The sequence below is a fragment of the Streptomyces sp. NPDC045701 genome (assembly GCF_056432045.1).
The window spans coordinates 297,169-318,481 of sequence record NZ_JBWKJV010000005.1 but is presented as its reverse complement, the minus strand read 5'-3'; the positions used below and the strand labels follow the sequence as shown (position 1 = coordinate 318,481).

General features: G+C 71.0%; 15 protein-coding genes. 7 read left to right on the top strand and 8 right to left on the bottom strand.

Annotated elements, in window-relative coordinates:
* Positions 1 to 190: 190 nt before the first annotated feature.
* Positions 191 to 3,322, bottom strand: a complete 3,132-nt coding sequence (ileS, locus tag AC07DW_RS09200) for an isoleucine--tRNA ligase (RefSeq protein WP_478856987.1) — start codon at positions 3,320 to 3,322, stop codon at positions 191 to 193.
* A 561-nt stretch (positions 3,323 to 3,883) separates the two neighbouring features.
* On the opposite strand from ileS, the gene AC07DW_RS09195 reads away from it, so the two are divergent.
* From AC07DW_RS09195 to AC07DW_RS09175, 5 genes are all read left to right on the top strand, one after another.
* Complete coding sequence (locus AC07DW_RS09195) at positions 3,884 to 5,398, top strand: TraR/DksA family transcriptional regulator (RefSeq protein ID WP_478856986.1); 1,515 nt, start codon at positions 3,884 to 3,886, stop codon at positions 5,396 to 5,398.
* 58 nt (positions 5,399 to 5,456) lie between these two features.
* Positions 5,457 to 6,017 carry a signal peptidase II gene (gene lspA / locus AC07DW_RS09190; protein ID WP_478856985.1) on the top strand — a complete coding sequence of 187 codons (561 nt, stop codon included), beginning with the start codon at positions 5,457 to 5,459 and terminating at the stop codon, positions 6,015 to 6,017.
* Between the two features lie 17 nt (positions 6,018 to 6,034).
* Positions 6,035 to 6,976 carry an RluA family pseudouridine synthase gene (locus AC07DW_RS09185; protein WP_478856984.1) on the top strand — a complete coding sequence of 314 codons (942 nt, stop codon included), beginning with the start codon at positions 6,035 to 6,037 and terminating at the stop codon, positions 6,974 to 6,976.
* Positions 6,973 to 7,440 carry a GNAT family N-acetyltransferase gene (locus tag AC07DW_RS09180; protein WP_478856983.1) on the top strand — a complete coding sequence of 156 codons (468 nt, stop codon included), beginning with the start codon at positions 6,973 to 6,975 and terminating at the stop codon, positions 7,438 to 7,440. Before AC07DW_RS09185 ends, AC07DW_RS09180 begins: the two co-directional genes overlap by 4 nt.
* A gap of 61 nt (positions 7,441 to 7,501) precedes the next feature.
* The gene (locus AC07DW_RS09175) at positions 7,502 to 9,088 is read left to right on the top strand and encodes a Na+/H+ antiporter (protein ID WP_478856982.1); all 1,587 of its coding nucleotides are present in this window, start codon (positions 7,502 to 7,504) and stop codon (positions 9,086 to 9,088) included.
* A 15-nt stretch (positions 9,089 to 9,103) separates the two neighbouring features.
* Here AC07DW_RS09175 and AC07DW_RS09170 read toward each other — a convergent pair whose 3' ends face one another.
* Positions 9,104 to 10,279 (bottom strand): mechanosensitive ion channel family protein, encoded by a 1,176-nt coding sequence (locus AC07DW_RS09170; RefSeq protein ID WP_478856981.1) that lies wholly within the window; start codon positions 10,277 to 10,279, stop codon positions 9,104 to 9,106.
* Positions 10,280 to 10,310: 31 nt separating this feature from the next.
* On the opposite strand from AC07DW_RS09170, the gene AC07DW_RS09165 reads away from it, so the two are divergent.
* Complete coding sequence (locus AC07DW_RS09165) at positions 10,311 to 10,880, top strand: dienelactone hydrolase family protein (RefSeq protein WP_478856980.1); 570 nt, start codon at positions 10,311 to 10,313, stop codon at positions 10,878 to 10,880.
* Between the two features lie 86 nt (positions 10,881 to 10,966).
* Here the strand turns inward: AC07DW_RS09165 and AC07DW_RS09160 are convergent, their stop codons facing one another.
* The 5 genes from AC07DW_RS09160 to AC07DW_RS09140 all read right to left on the bottom strand — a co-directional run bounded on the left by AC07DW_RS09160 (position 10,967) and on the right by AC07DW_RS09140 (position 17,000).
* Positions 10,967 to 11,902 (bottom strand): zinc metalloprotease, encoded by a 936-nt coding sequence (locus tag AC07DW_RS09160; protein WP_478856979.1) that lies wholly within the window; start codon positions 11,900 to 11,902, stop codon positions 10,967 to 10,969.
* Between the two features lie 355 nt (positions 11,903 to 12,257).
* Entirely contained in the window at positions 12,258 to 13,913 is a 1,656-nt protein-coding gene (locus AC07DW_RS09155) for an alkaline phosphatase D family protein (RefSeq protein WP_478856978.1), read from the bottom strand.
* A 96-nt stretch (positions 13,914 to 14,009) separates the two neighbouring features.
* Complete coding sequence (locus AC07DW_RS09150) at positions 14,010 to 14,822, bottom strand: DsbA family protein (protein ID WP_478856977.1); 813 nt, start codon at positions 14,820 to 14,822, stop codon at positions 14,010 to 14,012.
* 46 nt (positions 14,823 to 14,868) lie between these two features.
* A complete protein-coding gene (locus tag AC07DW_RS09145; protein WP_478856976.1) occupies positions 14,869 to 15,555 on the bottom strand; it encodes a hypothetical protein in 687 nt (228 codons plus the stop codon).
* Between the two features lie 119 nt (positions 15,556 to 15,674).
* Positions 15,675 to 17,000: a DUF2252 domain-containing protein gene (locus AC07DW_RS09140; RefSeq protein ID WP_478856975.1), complete on the bottom strand. Its 1,326-nt coding sequence runs from the start codon at positions 16,998 to 17,000 to the stop codon at positions 15,675 to 15,677.
* A 182-nt stretch (positions 17,001 to 17,182) separates the two neighbouring features.
* On the opposite strand from AC07DW_RS09140, the gene dnaE reads away from it, so the two are divergent.
* Complete coding sequence (dnaE, locus tag AC07DW_RS09135; RefSeq protein WP_478856974.1) at positions 17,183 to 20,722, top strand: DNA polymerase III subunit alpha; 3,540 nt, start codon at positions 17,183 to 17,185, stop codon at positions 20,720 to 20,722.
* A gap of 207 nt (positions 20,723 to 20,929) precedes the next feature.
* On the opposite strand, the gene AC07DW_RS09130 is transcribed toward dnaE, so the two are convergent.
* On the bottom strand, positions 20,930 to 21,148 hold the full coding sequence (locus AC07DW_RS09130; RefSeq protein ID WP_478857026.1) for a hypothetical protein: 219 nt from the start codon (positions 21,146 to 21,148) through the stop codon (positions 20,930 to 20,932).
* Between the last annotated feature and the right edge of the window lie 165 nt (positions 21,149 to 21,313).

Below are 21,313 nucleotides of genomic sequence, written 5' to 3'. Positions count from 1 at the left end.
AAGCATCGGATTGTTCCACCCCCCCCCCCCCTCCCCCCCCCCCCCCCCCCCACACCCCCCCCCCCCCCCCCCCCCCCCCCCCCTCCCCCCCGGCCCTTTGCCGTGGGGCGCGGGGTGGGGCGGGGCCCTTCGGGCCCGGGGACGCGGAAGGGCCCGGCCACCGAGGTGGCCGGGCCCTCCCGCGCTTCCGTTACGCCTTGCGGAGGCGGAACGTGAGGGACAGACCCTCGTCGGTGAACGGCTCGCCGAAGCCGGCGTCCGGCCCGGCGGAGGAGAAGTCCGTCGCCAGGACCTCGTCCGCGATCAGCTCCGCGTGGTCGCCGAGCGCCGCGACGACCTCGGGGTCGGTGGACTCCCAGCGCAGGACGATACGGTCCGCGACGTCCAGGCCGCTGTTCTTGCGGGCCTCCTGGATCAGCCGGATCGCGTCACGGGCCAGTCCGGCGCGGCGCAGCTCCGGGGTGATCTCCAGGTCCAGGGCGACCGTCGCGCCGGAGTCGGAGGCGACCGACCAGCCCTCGCGCGGGGTCTCCGTGATGATCACCTCGTCCGGGGCCAGGGTGATCGTCTCCCCGTTGACGTCGAGGGTCGCCTCGCCGTTGCGGAGGGCGAGGGAGAGCGCCGCCGCGTCCGCCGCCGCGACCGCCCTGGCCACGTCCTGGACGCCCTTGCCGAAGCGCTTGCCCAGGGCCCGGAAGTTCGCCTTGGCGGTCGTGTCGACGAGCGAGCCGCCCACCTCGGAGAGGGACGCCAGGGAGGTGACGTTGAGTTCCTCCGTGATCTGGGCGTGCAGCTCGGGTGACAGCGCCTCGAAGCCGGTGGCGGCGATCAGGGCGCGGGACAGGGGCTGACGGGTCTTCACGCCCGACTCCGCCCGCGTGGCGCGGCCGAGTTCCACCAGCCGGCGCACCAGGGCCATCTGGGAGGAGAGGGCGGGGTCGATGGCGGAGAGGTCGGCCTCCGGCCAGGTGGACAGGTGGACGGACTCGGGCGCGTCCGGGGTGACCGGGACGACCAGGTCCTGCCAGACCCGCTCCGTGATGAACGGCGTGAGCGGGGCCATCAGGCGGGTGACGGTCTCGACGACCTCGTGGAGCGTGCGCAGGGCCGCCTTGTCGCCCTGCCAGAAGCGGCGCCTGGAGCGGCGTACGTACCAGTTGGAGAGGTCGTCGACGAACGCCGACAGCAGCTTTCCGGCGCGCTGGGTGTCGTACGCCTCCAGAGCCTGGGTGACCTGGTCGGTCAGCGCGTGCAGCTCGGAGAGCAGCCAGCGGTCCAGGACCGGGCGGTCGGCGGGCGCCGGGTCGGCGGCGGACGGGGCCCACCGCGACGTACGGGCGTACAGGGCCTGGAAGGCGACCGTGTTCCAGTACGTGAGGAGGGTCTTGCGGACGACCTCCTGGATGGTGCCGTGGCCGACGCGCCTGGCCGCCCAGGGCGAGCCTCCGGCCGCCATGAACCAGCGCACGGCGTCGGCGCCGTGCTGGTCCATGAGCGGGATGGGCTGGAGGATGTTGCCCAGGTGCTTGGACATCTTGCGGCCGTCCTCGGCCAGGATGTGCCCCAGGCAGACCACGTTCTCGTACGAGGACTTGTCGAAGACGAGCGTGCCGACGGCCATGAGCGTGTAGAACCAGCCGCGCGTCTGGTCGATGGCCTCCGAGATGAACTGCGCCGGGTAGCGCTTCTCGAACAGGTCCTTGTTCTGGTACGGGTAGCCGTACTGCGCGAACGGCATCGAGCCCGAGTCGTACCAGGCGTCGATGACCTCCGGGACGCGGGTGGCCGTCTCCCGGCAGGTGGGGCAGGGGAAGGTCACGTCGTCGATGTACGGGCGGTGCGGGTCGAGGGACGACTGGTCGGTGCCCGTGAGCTCGGACAGCTCGGCGAGCGAGCCGACGCACGTGAGGTGGTTCTCCTCGCAGCGCCAGATGGGCAGCGGGGTGCCCCAGTAGCGGTTGCGGGAAAGGGCCCAGTCGATGTTGTTGTTCAGCCAGTCGCCGAAGCGGCCGTGCTTGACGGAGTCCGGGAACCAGTTGGTGTTCTCGTTCTCCTCCAGCAGCCGGTCCTTCACGGCCGTCGTGCGGATGTACCAGGACGGCTGCGCGTAGTACAGCAGCGCCGTGTGGCAGCGCCAGCAGTGCGGGTAGCTGTGCTCGTACGCGATGTGCTTGAAGAGCCGTCCACGTGCCTGGAGATCGGCCGTCAGGGCCTCGTCGGCCTTCTTGAAGAACTGGCCGCCGACCAGCGGCAGGTCCTCCTCGAAGGTGCCGTCGGGCCGGACGGGGTTCACGACGGGCAGGCCGTACGCGCGGCACACCTTGAGGTCGTCCTCACCGAACGCGGGGGACTGGTGGACCAGACCGGTGCCGTCCTCGGTGGTGACGTAGTCCGCGTTGACGACGTAGTGGGCGGGGGCCGGGAAGTCGATCAGGGTGAAGGGGCGCTCGTAGGTCCAGCGCTCCATCTCGGCACCCGTGAAGGACCGGCCGGTGGCCTCCCAGCCCTCGCCGAGGGCCTTGGCGAGGAGGGGCTCGGCGACGACCAGCTTCTCGTTGCCGTCGGTCGCGACGACGTAGGTCACCTCGGGGTGGGCGGCGACGGCCGTGTTGGACACCAGGGTCCACGGGGTCGTCGTCCACACCAGGAGCGCGGCCTCGCCCGCGAGCGGGCCGGAAGTCAGCGGGAAGCGGACGAAGACGGAGGGGTCGACGACCGTCTCGTAGCCCTGGGCCAGCTCGTGGTCGGACAGGCCGGTGCCGCAGCGGGGGCACCAGGGGGCGACGCGGTGGTCCTGGACCAGGAGGTCCTTGTCGAAGATCTGCTTCAGGGACCACCAGACCGACTGCACGTACTCCGGGTCCATGGTGCGGTAAGCGTCGTCCAGGTCGACCCAGTAGCCCATCCGGGTCGTCAGCTCGGCGAACGCGTCGGTGTGGCGGGTCACGGACTCCCGGCACTTGGCGTTGAACTCGGCGATGCCGTACGCCTCGATGTCCTTCTTGCCGGAGAAGCCGAGCTCCTTCTCGACGGCGAGCTCGACCGGCAGGCCGTGGCAGTCCCAGCCGGCCTTGCGGGCGACGTGGTAGCCGCGCATGGTGCGGAAGCGGGGGAAGACGTCCTTGAAGACGCGGGCCTCGATGTGGTGCGCGCCGGGCATGCCGTTGGCGGTGGGCGGGCCCTCGTAGAAGACCCACTCGGGGCGGCCCTCGGACTGCTCAAGGGACTTCTGGAAGACCTTGGCCTCGCGCCAGAAATCGAGCACGGCGTGCTCGAGCGCGGGCAGGTCGACCTGGGCGGGTACCTGGCGGTACTGCGACATCGAATCCTCCGGCGGACTGTTCCTCGTTCCGTCGGAGGGACGAGAGCGCCTGCGCTGCGGCCGGCTCCCGCGGTACCACCCTCCTTGGCCCGGGACGCCTCGGCGGCGTCCTGAGCCCCCTCATTGGGGTCGCGATGCCGGTTCTACTGACCCCGCGGTTGCCCGCGTGGGCGTTCTTCCGGCGGCTCCGGGGTGATGCTTCACATCGGGCTCGCCCCCGGGCTCTCACCGTCCCCGGGTCGCTCATGGCTGCGTACGACGCTACTCGTCCCCATCCAAGCCTTTCGCTGCGCCCAGTGTAAGCGCCCGGTCGGACAACGGCCGACCGGTTTACGGGTGACGGGTGCGTGACCCGAATGGCCACACCCGGCCCGGCGGCCTCGGACCGGCCCATGGGCCGGATTACAGGCCGGGGAGCTGGGCACAACGGATGCAGGTCGCCCTTGCCGCGGGCAGGGGGCGTCCGGACCGGCGGCGTGCCCCGTTGCCGCGGGGCTTGAGTCGATTTATCGTCCCAGCACGATTCGCGAGCAAGATCACAGTATGTGAAGGGGCCGCGAGATGGTGGCGAAGAAGACCGCCGCGAAGAAGACGGCGTCCGGCAGATCCACCGCTTCCGCCACGGGCGCGGCGGCCAAGGACACGACGGGGAAGAAGAGCACGGCGGCCGAGCCGGCGGCCGCGTCGGCACGCGCGCGCAAGACGGTCGCGAAGAAGTCCGTGGCCGCGGCGGCTCCGCAGCGCGGCGCCGCCGCCGCGAAGAGGGCCGACCGGTCCGCGAAGCGGGCGGAGACGGCGGAGGCCGCGGAGGCCGCCGCGTCGGTGCCGAAGCGCGGGTCCGCCGCGTCGGCCGGCCGCGGTGCCGCCGAGCGGGCGGGGTCGGCGGCCGGGAAGCGGGCCGCGGGTACGACCGCTCCGGCGGCGGGCCGGAAGGCCGTCGAGGAGGCGCCTGCCGTCACGGGCGGTGGAAAGGTGGCCGCCAAGAAGGCGGCGAGCAGGAAGACGTCCGCCAAGAAGACGACCGGCGCGGGTGTGGCCGCCGAAAAGAAGGGCAAGAAGGCGACTGCCGGTAAAGCGGTGCCCCGCGCGGACGAGGCGCCCCGAAAGGAGGCGCCCGCCAAGAAGACGTCCGCCAAGAAGACGTCCGCGGGGAAGGCGTCCGCGGGGAAGGCGGGCGGTGGTGGTGGGGCGGTTGTGGGGGAGGGCGGTGCGGTGACGGGGAGCGCGGTTGCCAAGAAGACGTCCACCGGGAAGGCGTCCGCGGGGAAGGCGGGCCGGAGCGGGCCGGTGCTGGTGGAGGCCGCCGCCGGGGAGAGCGACGCGGGGGGCGGGGCGACGCGGAAGGCGGCGTCCCGCCGGAAGGCGACCGCCACGGCGGCGGCCGGGGGCCAGAGCGCGGCAGCGGACCCGTCCCGGGTGGCGAAGGCTCCCGAGGCGGCGTCTCGTAGGAGGGCGGCCGGTGAACCGGGCGGCGCGAAGGGCGCCGCCGGCAGCCGGACGGGAAGCAAGCGCGCGGCCGCCGGGGCCGCGGGAAAGGCCGCGACCGCGGCCGAGGGGGCGGCCGAGGCCGCGGAACAGACAGGAGCCAGGACAGTGGCAGCGAAGAAGACCGCGGATGTGACCACGGCACCGGCCGCTTCGGCCGTACCCCCCGCCCGGGGCGTCGCCGGAACGGCACCGGAGGAGCTCGCCGTACGGCCCGGGGAGGAGCCCTGGAGCCCGGAGGAGGTCGCGGAGGCGCGGGCGGAGCTCGAGGGCGAGGTGGTCCGCCTCCAGGCGGAGATCGCCGCCTCCGAGGAGGCCCTGTCCGGGCTGATGCGGGACTCCGGGGACGGCGCCGGGCACGACGAGGCCGACACCGGCACCAAGAACATCACACGCGAGCACGAGATGGCGCTCGCCGCCAACGCCCGCGCCACGCTGGAACAGACCCAGCACGCGCTGCAGCGGCTCGACGCGGGGACGTACGGCCTGTGCGAGGTGTGCGGCAAGCCCATCGGCAAGGCGCGCATGCAGGCCTTCCCGCGCGCCACCCTGTGCGTGGAGGACAAGCAGAAGCAGGAACGGCGAGGCTGAACCCGCACGTGTGTGCCGTACCCTCGTGCTCAGTAGGCACCTAGGTTGAGGGACTCACGTGGCAGAGGTGGAGCGGACCATCGGTACGCCGGATCTTGACGACGAGGCCGCGGCGCCCGCGGAGCCGCCCAGGGGCAGTCGCCGCATCATGGCGCTGCTCGTCGTGGCCATGCTGGCCTACCTGCTGGACCTCGGCAGCAAGATGCTCGTGGTGGCCAAGCTGGAGCACCACGAGCCGATCCAGGTCATCGGTGACTGGCTGCGGTTCGTGGCGGTGCGCAACCCGGGTGCGGCGTTCGGGATGGGCGAGGCCTTCACCGTGATCTTCACCTGTATCGCGGCGACGGTGATCGTGGTGATCATCCGGCTGGCGCGCAAGCTGTACAGCCTGCCCTGGGCGATCGCCCTGGGCCTGCTGCTCGGCGGCGCGCTGGGCAACCTCACCGACCGGATCTTCCGCTCGCCGGGCGTCTTCGAGGGCGCGGTCGTCGACTTCATCGCGCCCGCGCACTTCGCGGTGTTCAACCTGGCGGACTCGGCGATCGTGTGTGGCGGGATCCTCATTGTGATCCTGTCGTTCCGGGGGCTGGACCCGGACGGGACCGTCCACAAGGACTGACAAGGCATACTCGACGGGTGAGCACGATTCCCGAGATCCGCACCCTGCCCGTTCCCGATGGCCTCGAAGGCGAGCGTGTCGACGCCGCGATCGCCCGTATGTTCGGGTTTTCCCGGACCAAGGCGGCAGAGCTGGCCGCCGCCGGGAAGGTGCTCGTCGACGGCGCCGCCGTCGGCAAGTCCGAGCGGGTGAGCGGGGGCGCGTGGCTCGAGGTCGAGATGCCCGGCGCCCCGGCCCCCGTGCAGATCGTCGCCGAGCCCGTCGAGGGCATGGAGATCGTGCACGACGACGACGACATCGTCGTGATCGTGAAGCCGGTCGGCGTGGCCGCGCACCCCAGCCCCGGCTGGACCGGGACGACCGTGATCGGCGGCCTCGCGGCGGCCGGGTACCGGATCTCGACGTCCGGCGCCGCCGAGCGACAGGGCATCGTGCACCGCCTCGACGTCGGTACGTCCGGGCTCATGGCCGTGGCCAAGTCGGAGCGGGCGTACACGCTGCTCAAGGCGCAGTTCCGGGACCGTACCGTCGACAAGCGCTACCACGCGCTCGTGCAGGGGCACCCGGACCCGCTGAGCGGCACCATCGACGCCCCGATCGGCCGCCACCCGAACCACGACTACAAGTGGGCCGTGACGGCGGACGGCAAGGCGTCGGTGACCCACTACGACCTGATCGAGGCGTACCGGGCGGCCTCCCTGCTCGACATCAAGCTGGAGACCGGCCGCACCCACCAGATCCGCGTGCACATGTCGGCCCACCGCCACCCGTGCGTCGGCGACCTCACCTACGGCGCCGACCCGACGATGGCGAAGCGGCTCGGCCTCACCCGGCAGTGGCTGCACGCCGTGCGCCTCGGCTTCGAGCACCCGGCCGACGGCCGCTGGGTCGAGTTCGAGAGCACCTACCCGGCGGACCTCCAGTCCGCCCTGGACAGGATCGCCGCGGAGAGCGCATGAGCGAGTTCGTCGTCCGGGAGTCCATCAGCGACGCCGACCGGGAGGCGGGCTTCGCCGTCCGCCGTGAGGTATTCGTCGTGGAGCAGGGCGTGCCGGAGGACCTGGAGTACGACGCGTACGACGCCACCGCCGTCCACGTGCTGGCCGTCCGCCGTGCCGACGGGGCCGCCCTGGGGACCGGCCGGCTGCTGTACGGGGCCGACGCGGCCGGGAGGACCGGTGGTGCCGAGGGCGTCGGATCGCTGGGCCGACTCGCGGTGACCAGGCCCGCGCGGGGCCTCGGGGTCGGCGTCGCCCTGGTGCGGGCCATCGAGGAGGCGGCACGCGCGCGTGGCCTGACGGCGGTCGACCTGCACGCCCAGACCCGGGCGACCGGGTTCTACGCGCGGCTCGGGTACGAGGCGTACGGCGAGGAGTTCCTGGACGCGGGGATACCGCACCTGGCGATGCGCCGCCGACTGTGACTCCCGTGGCAGGGTTGAACCCCTGATCATCATCGTGGAGTGAACGGCCGGAGGGCGCACCATGGACCAGCTGGCTCTGCTGCTCGTGCTGCTGCTGGGGGCGGTGCTGACCGTGCCCCTCGGGGAGCGGCTGGGCCTGCCCGCCCCGGTGCTGATGACGCTCGCCGGTATCGTCCTGGCGCTGCTGCCCTTCGTGCCGAACGTGGAGATCCCGCCGGAGTTCATCCTCCCGCTGGTGCTCCCGCCGCTGCTCTACGCGACCGCGCAGCGGACGTCATGGCGGCAGTTCGCGGCCAACAGGCGCCCCATCTTCCTGCTGGCGGTGGCGCTCGTCTTCGTCACCACGGCCGCCGTCGCGGCCGTGGCGAGCGCCGTCGTCCCGGGCCTGCCGATCGCCGCGGCCGTCGCGCTCGGCGCCCTCGTCGCACCCCCCGACCCGGTCGCCGCGACGGCCGTCGCGGGCTCCCTGGGGTTGCCGCGCCGGCTCGTGTCGATCCTCGAGGGCGAGGGGCTGTTCAACGACGTCACGGCGATCGTGCTCTATCACGTGGCGATCGGCGCGGCCGTCGGCGGAACGTTCTCCTGGGGGGAGGCGGCGGGTGAACTGGTGCTGTCCGCCGTCGTCGCCGTCGTGGTCGGGCTCGCGCTCGGATGGCTGTCCGACAAGCTGATGGGGCTGCTGGGCGACGCCACGCTCCAGACCGGCCTCACCCTCCTGGTGCCGTTCGTCGCGTACGTGCTCGCCGAGGAGCTGCACGGATCCGGTGTCCTCGCCGTCCTCGTCACCGCCCTGTTCCTCGCCGAGCACGCCACGGACGCCGACGACGTGATGGGCCGGATCGCCGGGCGCACCTTCTGGGAGATCGTCGACACCCTCGTCACGGGCGTGGCCTTCGGGCTCATCGGCCTGGAGCTGCACAACGTCTTCGGCACGTCCGACGGGCGGGAGCCGCGGATGCTGGGCTGGGGCGCCGCCATCGTCGCGTGCGTCGTCGGCGTACGACTGCTGTGGCTGCTGCCGGCCACGTGGCTCGCCAAACGGCTCCATACGCGGCGGGACTACGACGAGGAGATCCCCATGAGCTGGCGGGAGACCGTCGTCATGTGGTGGGCGGGCATGCGCGGCGTGGCGTCGGTCGCGCTGGCGCTCGCCATCCCGCTGCGTACGGACGACGGGGCGCCGTTCCCGGGGCGGGACGAGATCGTCTTCATCGCGTTCTGCGTCATCCTGGCGACCCTCGTGCTGCAGGGGCTCACACTGCCGTGGCTGGTGCGGAGGCTCGGCGTACGGGCCGACACGGACGCGGAGCGCGACCTGGAGCGGAAGCTCGCCATCCGGGCCGCCGCGGCCGCGAAACGGCGGCTGAAGGAGATCCAGGAGGTCGAGGACCTGCCGGACGAGCTCCAGGAGCGGCTCCACCGGGTCGCGTTCGACGTGGGGGTGCGGATCAGCCCCGACCTGGTCGACGAGGAGCGGCGGTCGGCCTCCGCCAAGCGGGCGGAGCGGTTCAAGGCGATGCAGCGCATTCAGCGGGAGCTGATGTCGGCCGCCCGCCACGAAGTCCTGGCGGCCCGCAGCGAGCCCGGCGCCGACCCGGAGGTCGTCGACCGCGTGCTGCGCCACCTGGACGTGCGCAGCCTGCGGTGACGCCGGCCGGGCGGGTCAGCCGCGGCCCGTGCGGGGGGCGTCCTCGGCCGCGGCGTCGCCGTCGAGGTAGGGGTCCGCGTTGTTGCTGTGGACCTCCGCGGGGCGGGGCTGCCGGGGGACGGTCCTGACGCGCTCCGGCCACTGGCCGTCCGGGGGCGGCGACGCCGCGGATGTGGTGACCCGGGGCAGCGCGTAGGGGTGCTCCTCGTACAGCCAGGCGATCATCTGCTCCCGCACGACGCACCGCACCGTCCAGACGTCGTCCGCGTCCTTCGCCGTGACGACCGCCCGCACCTGGATCGTGCTCGCAGTGGTGTCCGTGACCGCCAGCGACCAGTCGCGCCCGTCCCAGGCGGGGCAGTCGGCGAGAACGCCCTTGAGCTTCTCGCGCATCAGGCCCACCGGCGCGGAGTGGTCCAGGTGGAAGAAGACCGTGCCGGTCATCTGGGCGCCGCCCCGGGACCAGTTCTCGAACGGCTTGCTGGTGAAGTACGACACCGGCATGGTGATCCGCCGCTCGTCCCACGTCCGGACGGCCAGGAACGTCAGCGTGACCTCCTCCACCACGCCCCACTCGCCGTCCACCACCACCGTGTCCCCGATCCGCACCATGTCGCCGAACGCGATCTGGAAGCCGGCGAAGAGGTTGCCGAGCGTGGACTGGGCGGCGACACCGGCCACGATGCCGATGATGCCCGCGGACGCCAGCATCGACGTACCGATGGTCCGGAAGTCCGGGAACGTCAGCAGCATCGCCGCGACCGCCACCACGCCGACCACCGCCGTGACGATCCGCATGATCAGCGTCACCTGGGTGCGGACCCGGCGCACGCGCGCGGTGTCGCGGCTGGACGAGGCGTACCGGGCGTAACTGGACTCCACTATGGCCGCGGCGATCCGCACCACCAGCCACGCGCTCGCCCCGATCAGCACCAGGGACAGGCCCTGGCCGATCCCGGTCTCGTGGTCCTCGATGACCGGCCACTGCGTCTGCCGGTAGGAGCCACGCAGCAGCGCTGTGAGCAACACCACCTGCAAGGGCAGCCGGCAGCGGCGCAACAGTCCCCACAGGGGGGTCTCGTGGTGCCGGGCGTCGACGCGGCGCAGCATGACGTCGGCGAGATAGCCGACGGCCAGCGTGAACACGACCGACCCACCGACGACGGTCAACGGGCGCAGTACGTTCTCCATGGCTCCTGAATCCAGCTGGCAGGATGGCCGGATGAACATCATGCTCTTCCACTCGGCCTACGGTCCGCGCCCGGCCGTGCACGCCGCAGCCGACCGGCTGCGCGCCGCCGGGCACCACGTGCACGTGCCCGACCTGTACGGCGGTCAAACGGCCGGCACGATCGAAGAAGGCATGGCGATCAAGGAGCGGATCGGCAAGGAAGAGCTGCTCAAGAGGGCTGTGCTGGCCGCGGCCCCTTACTCGGAGCAGGGGCTCGTCTACGCCGGGTTCTCCCTGGGGGCGTCCATCGCGCAGACCATGGCGCTGGGTGACGAGAGGGCGCGGGGGCTGCTGCTGATGCACGGCACGTCCGACATCGCGCCGAACGCCTCCGCGGACGGGCTGCCCGTGCAGCTGCACGTCGCCGACCCGGACCCGTTCGAGCCGCACGACTGGCTGAACGCCTGGTACCTGCGGATGGGGCGGGCGGGCGCGGACACCGAGGTGTACCGCTATCCCGGTGCCGGGCACATCTTCACCGACCCGGACCTGCCGGACTACGACGAGGACGCCGCCGAGCGGGCCTGGGCGATCGCGACGGCCTTCCTGGAGAGCGTTTAGCCCCTTGGAGGACCGCCCACGCGGCGGGGCACGGCGTCGCTCGACCGCGACACCGTGCCCGTGGCCGTTCAGGGGGCACAGGGGCGTCAGCCGGCCCGGTACGCCGTCCAGTGGTCCCTCATGCGCTGCACCTGACCGCCGGTGAACTGGTACATGCAGGCGTCGTAGGTGTAGTCCATGAAGTTGTGGATCGGGTCGGCGCCGGTCTTGCTGACGCAGGTGTCGCGCCCGGTCGGGCACTCGTACGCCGGGCTCTTCTCGGCGGGCGTGTCGGTCACGTAGTCGCCGTTGCCGTTACAGCCACCCTGGAAGGTGTGGTAGAGCCCCATCCAGTGGCCGACCTCATGGGTGCCGGTGTCGCCCTCGGCGTAGTTGGCGGCCGAGCCGCCCGGGAGGGAGGCGTCGAGCACGACGACCCCGTCCATGGTCGGGCTGGACTTGTACGAGGACGGGAAGGTCGCCCAGCCGAGGAGGCCGCCCCCGAGGTTGGCGGTGTAGAAGTTGAGCGCCCCGGCGCCGCCCTTGCGGAGGGCGGACTTCATGGCCTTCTCCTCGGCGGATCCCGAGCTCAGGTTGTACCAGGCGGCGTTGTTCGTCCAGTCGGTGCCGGCCAGTGAGAACTGGAAGCCCGAGTCGGTGTTTCCGGTGCCCTGGCCGCCGAAGGCGGAGTTGAGGACGGCCATCTGCGCGTTGATGTCGGTCGTGCTGAGCTTGCCGGTCTCCCCGTCGTGGATGACGTGGAAGTAGACCGGGATGGAGGTGGTGGCGGCGGCGGTCGTGCGGCTGCCGTTCGCCCTGGCCGCCTCCAGTCTCTTCTTCAGGTCCGCGTCCATGGCCTTGGCCTTGGCGTCGGTCACCTCGTTGGGCTCGTGCGCGTCGCCGGCACCCCCGGGGTGGATCTCACGCGCGGTGGCGGCGCCCGAACCGTCGGCGCACTCCTCGGTGACCGCCGGGGCCGGCGACGAGGCGGCGGCGACGCCCGTCGGCGCGGAGAGCGGGAAGAGGGCCAGGGATCCGGCCATGACAGCCGTGCTCAGAACACGGCGGTGCATACGCGGAGATATTCGGGCAAGAGCACGCATGGTGACTCCTCGCGGGGGGTTGTGGAGAGGGCTTTCCTCGCCACCGCGGGGAGATTACGTGGCCATGTCAGATCTTGATGAGCATTGAACAAGCCCAATCAATCGTTGAGTAGATGAAGACATCCGGGGGAAATCCTCCGGCCTGTTCCAGTCTTCGAGACGCCCCCGTAACGGTTGCGGTGCCGAAGGCGGGCGGTGTGTCCCCTTTCGATCTCCGGAACACGCCGCCCGCCATGGTTCTGTGATCTCCCGTTAACAGAAGCGCATTTGGCTGAAAAGCATCGCTGATGGCTCGTCAGCGGACCGGCGCGTTCACCCGCTCGACCTTCTGCGTTCCGCTGAGCGTCCGGTACGAGCGGATCCAGGCCGAGGACGCGTCCGGCCTCGTCCGGTCGGAGACGGTGTAGTAGTCCATCTGCGAGCGCTCGGCGGTCACGTCGAGGACGCCGTATCCGTGGTTGTCCATGTCGACCCACTTCACGTGCCGGTTGGCGCCCCGGAGTGCCGCCGCCGCGACCAGCGAGACCGTCCCGGGGGCGACGTGGAGGATGTCGTCCAGGTTGTCGGAGGTCACCGACGTCACCACGAACTCGGTCGCCGCCGACCGCGACACCGGATAGGTGGCGGCCGTCACGGGTACGTCGTTGGCCCAGGCCATGTGGATGTCACCGGTCAGGAACACCGTGTTGGTGATGGACCGGTCCGTCAGGTGGGCGAGCAGCTCCTTGCGATCGTCCGTGTAGCCGTCCCACTGGTCCACGTTGACCGCCAGGCCGCCCTTGGGCAGTCCCAGCAGCTCCGCGACCGGCCCCAGCAGATGGGCGGGCAGGGAGCCGAAGGCGACCGGGGAGATCATCACCGAGGTGCCCACCAGCTTCCAGGCGGCGTCGGAGGACGCCAGCCCCGCCTTCAGCCAGTCCAGCTGGGCGCGCCCGGTGATCGTGCGGTCGGGGTCGTCGACCCGGCCGCTGCCCGTCGACGCCTGCTGCGAGCGGAACGAGCGGAGGTCCAGCAGGTGCAGGTCGGCCAGCTTGCCGAAGCGCAGCCGGCGGTAGACCGTGCCCTCGGTGGAGGCGCGGACCGGCATCCACTCGAAGTACGCCTGCTTCGCGGCCGCCGCGCGGGCCGCCCAGTCGCCCTCGGCGCCCGGCGTGTGGTTTTCCGCGCCGCCGGACCAGGTGTCGTTGGAGAACTCGTGGTCGTCCCAGATGGCGATGACGGGGTGCGCGGCGTGCAGTGCCTGGAGGTCGGCGTCCGTCTTGTAGGTGGCGTGCCGCAGGCGGTAGTCGGCGAGGGTCACGATCTCGTGCTGCGGCTCATGCCGCCGTACGACGCGGTTTGGCTCGGGGTAGGCGCCCGTCCCGTACTCGTAGATGTAGTCACCGAGGTGGAGTATCGCGTCCAGGTCGGCGCGGGCCGCGAGGTGGCGGTACGCGGAGAAGTGGCCGGCCTCCCAGTTGGCGCAGGAGACCACGCCGAAGCGGACACCGGGCGTGGTGGCGTCGGTGGCCGGGGTGGTGCGGGTCCGGCCCACCGGGGAGACGGCCGCCGAGGGGTCCGTACCGGCCGTGAAGCGGAAGTAATGGACGGTCTCCTGGCGAAGGCCCCTCACATCCACCTTCACGGTGTGGTCGGAGGCGGCCGTCGCCGTGACAGCGCCGCGCGCCACGATCCGGGTGAAGGCCCGGTCCTCGGCGACCTCCCATCTCACCTCGGTGTCGGCGCCCTTGCCCGATCCGGGCAGGGCGTCGGGGGACGGGGTCACGCGCGTCCACAGCAGGACGCCGTCGGGCAGCGGGTCGCCCGAGGCGACGCCGTGGAGGAAGACGGGCGCCCGGACGTCCGCCGCGGCGGACGTCGCGGCGGCGAGTACGGGGGCGGCGACAGCGGTGGCGGCAGCGGCCTTGACGACCGTGCGGCGGCTGGGAGCGGGAAGGAAGCGACTGGTCACGGCCGATCAGATTACTGATCGGTAGAGCGGCTGGGCGGGCGAACTCCCCAATGTTCGCCCGCCCGTTGGCCGAAAGCCGCGCTCCGCTCGCCGGAGCTATCCCTTGAGCGCCTTGTCGATCGCCGCCGTGAAGTCGGGGACCGTCATGGGGGCGTTGCCCCGCGCGTCGGTGACGGGCTTGCCGTCCATCTTCAGGGTGGGCGTGCCCTTCACGCCGCTGTCGTCGAAGGCCGCAGACATCTTGAGCGCCCAGGCGTCGAAGGTGCCCTCCTCCACGTCCTTCCTGAACGCGGCGTTGCTCTTCAGGGCCGGGACGGTGTCGGCTATCTCCAGGAGGTAGGAGTCCTTGGCGAACTTGTCCTGGCTCTCCTCCGGGTGGTACTTCGCGGAGTAGAGCGCGGCCTTGTAGTCCAGGAACGCCTCCGGGCCGACGTTCAGGGCGGCACCCAGTGCGGACAGCGCGTTCTTGGAGCCCTCGCCCTGGTCGCTGTTGTCGATGAACGTGGCGCCGACGTACCGGAGCTTGTACTTGCCGGCGGCGACGTCCTTCTCGATCGTCTCGCCCACACCCTGCTCGAACGTGGCGCAGATCGGGCAGCGGGAGTCCTCGTAAATCTCCAGCGTCTTCTTCGCGGTCGGCTTGCCGATGACGAGGGTGGTGCCGTCGTCGCCCGAGGTGTTCCTGGGGGCGGTGACGTTCTCGCGGTCCTTCATCGCCTCCCAGTGGGAGGGCTTGTTCGCCTGCATCACGGCGTAGCCGACGCCGCCGGCCACCGCCAGGACGGCGATCGCCGAGACACCGACGGTGACCTGCCGGCGGACCTTGTCCTTCTTGGCCTGGCGCTCGCGCTCCTGGCGCAGCCGCTCGCGGGCCGCCGCCTTGTTCGCCTGGCTGTTGCGTGCACTCATGGTGGTGTTCTCCGTGGAATGTCGTACGAAAGGGGGACTGCCGCGCTCAGGCGGCCAGGGCCGCCCGGCACGGCGGTCCGCGCCGCCCCACGGAGTGCACGAGAAGGCGGGTACGGGACGCGCCCGGCCGGCTCGCGAGCCGGCCGCCCCGGCGCACGGCCGGGCCCACCGCTCCGGCCGCGGCGGTGACGAGCCGCAGGGGCCGGAACGCGAACGCGGCCACCGACCGCACCAGCCCGGCCAGCGCGCTCTCGCCCCGCCGCAGCCAGGCCGAGGCGAGCAGCCCGACCGTGACGTGCGCGGCCAGCAGCAACCAGGGCAGGGCCGGGTCGGGCGAGCGGAGCAGGGCGGCGGCGCCGCCCTCCGGGGCCACGACCCCGGGCAGCGGAGCGCCCACGGCGCCCCCGCACAGCACATCGACACCCACCGACCGCAGCGATCCCGCCACGGGGCCGCCGGCCGGTCCGTAACAGACGTGCTGACCGCTGGTGAACACCGTGTCGGCAGCCAGCTCCAGCGGGACGAGGATCCCCGCGATGTTCCAGAAGCCGCGCTCGGCGCCCGCCGAGGCGTACGCGACGCCGAAGACCCCGGCCGTGACGCCCGCGACGGTCACGACCGGCAGCGGGACCCCGGACAGCAGCACGTGGGAGGCCGCCGACAGCGTCACGACCAGTGCCGTGAAGAACGCTGCCCGCAGCCACCTGAGCCGGGTCCCGGATATGCCGTCCATCGCCGAGAGTGTGCCACGCCTGCCGGTAAGCGGTCGCTAAAGGATCCGGCCTTCGGGGCCGCTCCCTGGCCGGCTTCCCGCCAGGGTCCGGCGGGTCCGGCCGGGTGCCCACCCGGTCGCTAGAGGCCCGGGATGCGGCCGTTGCGGAACAGGTCGACGAAGATCTGGTGGTCCGCGCGCGCCCGGGAGCCGTAGGCGTGCGCGAAGTCCACCAACAGCTCCCCGAACCCCTCCTCGTCGGCGGCGATCGCCGCGTCGATGGCGCGCTCGGTGGAGAACGGCACCAGGGAGTGCCCGCTCTCGTCGTCGGCCGCCGCGTGCATGGTGGCCGTCGCCCGGCCGAGGTCGGCGACGGTCGCGGCGATCTCCGCCGGGTCGTCGATGTCCGACCAGTCCAGGTCCACCGCGTACGGCGAGACCTCCGCCACCAGCTGCCCGGCCCCGTCGAGCTCCGTCCAGCCCAGCCACGGGTCGGCGTGCGCCTGGAGCGCCCGCTGCGAGATCACCGTGCGGTGCCCCTCGTGCTGGAAGTACTCCCTGACCGCCGGGTCGGTCACATGGCGTGACACGGCGGGGGTCTGCGCCTGCTTCATGTAGATGACGACATCGTTCTCCAGGGCGTCGCTGGTGCCCTCGAGGAGGATGTTGTACGAGGGCAGCCCGGCCGACCCTATGCCGATGCCGCGCCGCCCCACGACGTCCTTCACGCGGTACGAGTCGGGCCGGGTGAGGCTCGACTCGGGCAGCGTCTCCAGGTACCCGTCGAAGGCCGCCAGCACCTTGTAGCGGGCCGCCGCGTCGAGCTCGACGGCTCCGCCCCCGGCCGCGAACCGGCGCTCGAAGTCGCGGATCTCCGTCATCGACTCCAGCAGCCCGAAACGGGTCAGCGAGCGGGCGTCGCGCAGGGCGTCCAGCAGCGGGCCCTCGGCCGTGTCCAGGGTGAAGGGCGGGACCTCGTCGTTCCTGGCGCCGGTCGCCAGGGCGCGGATCCGCTCCCGGTAGGCGGCGGCGCAGATCCGCACCAGCTGGGTGATCTGCTCGTCACTGAGCGCCTTCGCGTAGCCGATCAGGGCCAGGGATGCCGACAGCCGCTTCAGGTCCCAGGTGAAGGGCCCGACGTACGCCTCGTCGAAGTCGTTGACGTTGAAGACCAGCCGTCCGTTGGCGTCCATGTACGTGCCGAAGTTCTCGGCGTGCAGGTCGCCGTGGATCCACACCCGGGCGGTCCGCTCGTCCAGGTACGGGCCGCCGTGCTGCTCCTGGTCGAGGTCGGCGTAGAACAAGCAAGCCGTGCCCCGGTAGAAGGCGAATGCCGAGCCGGCCATCTTCCGGAACTTGACACGGAAGGCGGCGGGGTCGGCGGCCAGGAGCGCGCCGAAGGCGGTGCCGAAGACGGAGAGGATCTGCTCCCCGCGTTCCTCGGCGGTGGGCTGCGGGACCGACATCGCGGGGTGCCTCCAGGTGCTGACGTACACGGGGTGCACGCTTGAGTGCGCGCATGACAAAAGGGACAGGCCCTCCGTCCCCCTCCAACGCGTGACCGTACTCGCGAGTGCCCGGTCGCTGTCAGTGGGGCGACGTAGACTTCCGAGCTGTCCCCCATCCCCGACCGCCGGAGGCAGCAACCGTGTCGAAGCCGCCGTTCACGCACCTTCACGTGCACACCCAGTACTCCCTGCTGGACGGTGCCGCGCGGCTCAAGGACATGTTCAACGCCTGCAACGAGATGGGCATGACGCACATCGCCATGTCCGACCACGGCAACCTCCACGGGGCGTACGACTTCTTCCACACGGCGAAGAAGGCGGGGGTCACCCCCATCATCGGCATCGAGGCGTACGTCGCCCCCGAGTCGCGGCGCAACAAGCGCAAGATCCAGTGGGGCCAGCCGCACCAGAAGCGGGACGACGTCTCCGGCTCGGGCGGTTACACCCACAAGACGATCTGGGCGGCGAACGCCACCGGCCTGCACAACCTCTTCCGGCTCTCCTCCGACGCGTACAAGGAGGGATGGCTGCAGAAGTGGCCGCGCATGGACAAGGAGACCATCGCCAAGTGGTCGGAAGGCCTGATCGCCTCCACCGGCTGCCCCTCGGGCGAGCTCCAGACCCGGCTGCGCCTCGGCCAGTTCGACGAGGCCCTGAAGGCGGCCTCCGAGTACCAGGACATCTTCGGCAAGGACCGGTACTTCCTGGAGCTGATGGACCACGGCATCGAGATCGAGCGCCGCGTCCGCGACGGGCTGCTGGAGATCGGCAGGAAGCTCGGCATCCCGCCCCTGGTCACCAACGACTCGCACTACACGTACGCGCACGAGGCCTCCGCCCACGACGCGCTGCTGTGCATCCAGACCGGCAAGAACCTCTCCGACCCCGACCGCTTCAAGTTCGACGGCACCGGCTACTACCTCAAGTCCACGGACGAGATGTACGCCATCGACTCCTCGGACGCCTGGCAGGAGGGGTGCGCCAACACGCTCCTGGTCGCCGAGCAGATCGACACCTCCGGCATGTTCGAGAAGCGCGACCTCATGCCGAAGTTCGACATCCCCGAGGGGCACACCGAGGTCAGCTGGTTCAAGGAGGAAGTGCAGCGCGGCATGCACCGCCGCTTCCCCGACGGCATCCCGGAGGACCGCCGGCAGCAGGTCGAGTACGAGATGGACGTCATCATCCAGATGGGGTTCCCGGGGTACTTCCTCGTCGTCGCCGACTTCATCATGTGGGCCAAGAACCAGGGCATCGCGGTGGGCCCCGGCCGAGGCTCCGCGGCCGGCTCGATCGTGGCGTACGCGCTGGGCATCACCGACCTCGACCCCATCCCGCACGGCCTGATCTTCGAGCGCTTCCTCAACCCCGAGCGCGTCTCCATGCCCGATGTCGACATCGACTTCGACGAGCGCAGGCGCGTCGAGGTGATCAGGTACGTGACCGAGAAGTACGGCGAGGACAAGGTCGCCATGATCGGCACGTACGGCACCATCAAGGCCAAGAACGCGATCAAGGACTCCGCGCGCGTACTGGGCTACCCGTACGCGATGGGCGACCGCATCACCAAGGCGATGCCCGCCGACGTCCTCGGCAAGGGCATCCCGCTCTCCGGAATCACCGACCCCTCGCACCCCCGGTACTCCGAGGCGGGCGAGGTCCGCGGGATGTACGAGAACGAGCCGGACGTGAAGAAGGTCATCGACACCGCGCGCGGCGTGGAGGGCCTGGTCCGGCAGATGGGCGTGCACGCCGCCGGCGTGATCATGTCCAGCGAGCCGATCGTCGACCACGTCCCCGTCTGGGTCCGGCCCTCCGACGGCGTCACCATCACGCAGTGGGACTACCCGAGCTGCGAGTCGCTCGGCCTGCTGAAGATGGACTTCCTGGGCCTGCGCAACCTGACGATCATGGACGACGCCGTCAAGATGGTGAAGGCCAACAAGGGGATCGATCTCGATCTCCTCGCCCTCCCGCTCGACGACCCGACGACCTTCGAGCTGCTCCAGCGGGGCGACACCCTCGGCGTCTTCCAGTTCGACGGCGGCCCCATGCGGTCCCTGCTGCGGCTGATGAAGCCCGACAACTTCGAGGACATCTCCGCCGTCTCGGCCCTGTACCGGCCGGGCCCGATGGGCATGAACTCGCACACGAACTACGCGCTGCGCAAGAACGGCCAGCAGGAGATCACCCCGATCCACCCGGAGCTGGAGGAGCCGCTCAAGGAGGTCCTGGGCGTCACCTACGGCCTGATCGTCTACCAGGAGCAGGTCCAGAAGGCCGCCCAGATCATCGCCGGGTACTCGCTCGGCGAGGCCGACATCCTCCGCCGCGTCATGGGCAAGAAGAAGCCCGAGGAACTGGCGAAGAACTTCACCATCTTCCAGGCCGGCGCCAAGAAGAACGGCTACAGCGACGAGGCGATCCAGGCGCTCTGGGACGTGCTGGTCCCCTTCGCCGGCTACGCCTTCAACAAGGCGCACTCCGCCGCGTACGGACTGGTCTCCTACTGGACGGCGTACCTCAAGGCGAACCACCCCGCCGAGTACATGGCGGCGCTGCTCACCTCGGTCAAGGACGACAAGGACAAGTCGGCCGTCTACCTGAACGAGTGCCGCCGCATGGGCATCAAGGTGCTCCCGCCCAACGTCAACGAGTCCGAGTCGAACTTCGCCGCCCAGGGCGACGACGTCATCCTCTTCGGCCTGTCCGCCGTGCGGAACGTCGGCACCAACGTCGTGGAGTCGATCATCCGGTGCCGCAAGGCGAAGGGGAAGTACAGCTCCTTCCCCGACTTCCTCGACAAGGTCGAGGCGGTCGTCTGCAACAAGCGCACCATCGAGTCGCTCATCAAGGCCGGCGCGTTCGACGAGATGGGCCACACCCGCAAGGGCCTGGTCGCCCACCACGAACCGATGATCGACAACGTGGTCGCGGTCAAGCGCAAGGAGGCCGAGGGACAGTTCGACCTCTTCGGCGGGATGGGGGAGGAGACGAGCGACGAGCCGGGCTTCGGACTGGACGTCGAGTTCTCCGACGTCGAGTGGGAGAAGTCCTACCTCCTCGCGCAGGAGCGCGAGATGCTCGGCCTGTACGTCTCCGACCACCCGCTCTTCGGCATCGAGCACGTCCTGACGGACAAGGCCGACGCGGCGATCGCCCAGCTGACGGGCGGGGAGCACTCCGACGGCGCGGTCGTCACCATCGGCGGCATCATCTCGGGCCTCCAGCGGAAGATGACCAAGCAGGGCAATGCCTGGGCGATCGCCACCGTCGAGGACCTCGCCGGCTCCATCGAGTGCATGTTCTTCCCGGCGACGTACCAGCTGGTGTCCACCCAGCTCGTCGAGGACACCGTCGTCTTCGTCAAGGGCCGCCTCGACAAGCGGGAGGACGTGCCCCGGCTGGTCGCCATGGAGCTGATGGTGCCCGACCTGTCGTCCGCCGGCACCAACGCCCCGGTGGTGCTCACCATCCCCACGGTGAAGGTGACCCCGCCGATGGTCAGCCGCCTGGGCGAGATCCTCAGCCACCACAAGGGCAACACCGAGGTGCGGATCAAGCTCCAGGGGCCGCGCTCCACCACCGTGCTCCGGCTCGACCGGCACCGCGTCCAGCCCGACCCGGCGCTCTTCGGCGACCTCAAGGTCCTGCTCGGCCCGTCCTGCCTGGCCGGCTGACCGACCGGTCCGGCTCCCGCCGGAACCGGACGGGGCCGCCGCTGACCGGCCGGTCCCGCGGGCCCGCCGCGACTCGGACCGGGCCGGCGGCGCGGCCGGCCGGGTGCCGGGGCGGGGCGGGCGGCTCGTCGGAGCCGGGTGCGCGGAAGGGGCGCGCCCGTCGTCACGGGTGCGCCCCTTCCGTCACGCGCGGGGTCCGGCGTGGCCTCAGTTGTGGCCGAACCTCTTCTGCCGGCCCTTGCCGGCCACGTCCGCGGGCGTGACCTGCGAGATGCGGTGCTCGGCCTGCGCCTCCATCGAGGAGCTCCTCGCCTGCTGCGCGCCGCGCTCCGCGGGCGACGCCTTCTGACCGCGGTCCGACTTCTTGTTCTTGGCCATGGTGGTGCCTCCGTGGGGTGTGGGGACCAGGACCGCTGCCAGACTCACATACGCCCATACTGGGCGCATTTTGGATCATTGCGGACGGTAGTCGACTGCCATCACACGGGCTGGGGGCGATCCGCCACGCCGATGATCCAGTTCCGGCCGTTAACCCCGCGGCAGTCGGGCAGACTCGAAGGAAACCCGAAGCAACTTCCGATCCCGAGGTTC

What these genes read in the sequence shown, in the direction of transcription:
- AC07DW_RS09145 (WP_478856976.1), bottom strand. Translation starts at nt 15,555, where the DNA reads ATGGACGGCATATCCGGGACCCGGCTCAGGTGGCTGCGGGCAGCGTTC.
- AC07DW_RS09140 (WP_478856975.1), bottom strand. Translation starts at nt 17,000, where the DNA reads ATGTCGGTCCCGCAGCCCACCGCCGAGGAACGCGGGGAGCAGATCCTC.
- AC07DW_RS09170 (WP_478856981.1), bottom strand. Translation starts at nt 10,279, where the DNA reads ATGGAGAACGTACTGCGCCCGTTGACCGTCGTCGGTGGGTCGGTCGTG.
- AC07DW_RS09180 (WP_478856983.1), top strand. Translation starts at nt 6,973, where the DNA reads ATGAGCGAGTTCGTCGTCCGGGAGTCCATCAGCGACGCCGACCGGGAG.
- AC07DW_RS09195 (WP_478856986.1), top strand. Translation starts at nt 3,884, where the DNA reads ATGGTGGCGAAGAAGACCGCCGCGAAGAAGACGGCGTCCGGCAGATCC.
- ileS (WP_478856987.1), bottom strand. Translation starts at nt 3,322, where the DNA reads ATGTCGCAGTACCGCCAGGTACCCGCCCAGGTCGACCTGCCCGCGCTC.
- AC07DW_RS09150 (WP_478856977.1), bottom strand. Translation starts at nt 14,822, where the DNA reads ATGAGTGCACGCAACAGCCAGGCGAACAAGGCGGCGGCCCGCGAGCGG.
- AC07DW_RS09160 (WP_478856979.1), bottom strand. Translation starts at nt 11,902, where the DNA reads ATGGCCGGATCCCTGGCCCTCTTCCCGCTCTCCGCGCCGACGGGCGTC.
- AC07DW_RS09175 (WP_478856982.1), top strand. Translation starts at nt 7,502, where the DNA reads ATGGACCAGCTGGCTCTGCTGCTCGTGCTGCTGCTGGGGGCGGTGCTG.
- AC07DW_RS09165 (WP_478856980.1), top strand. Translation starts at nt 10,311, where the DNA reads ATGAACATCATGCTCTTCCACTCGGCCTACGGTCCGCGCCCGGCCGTG.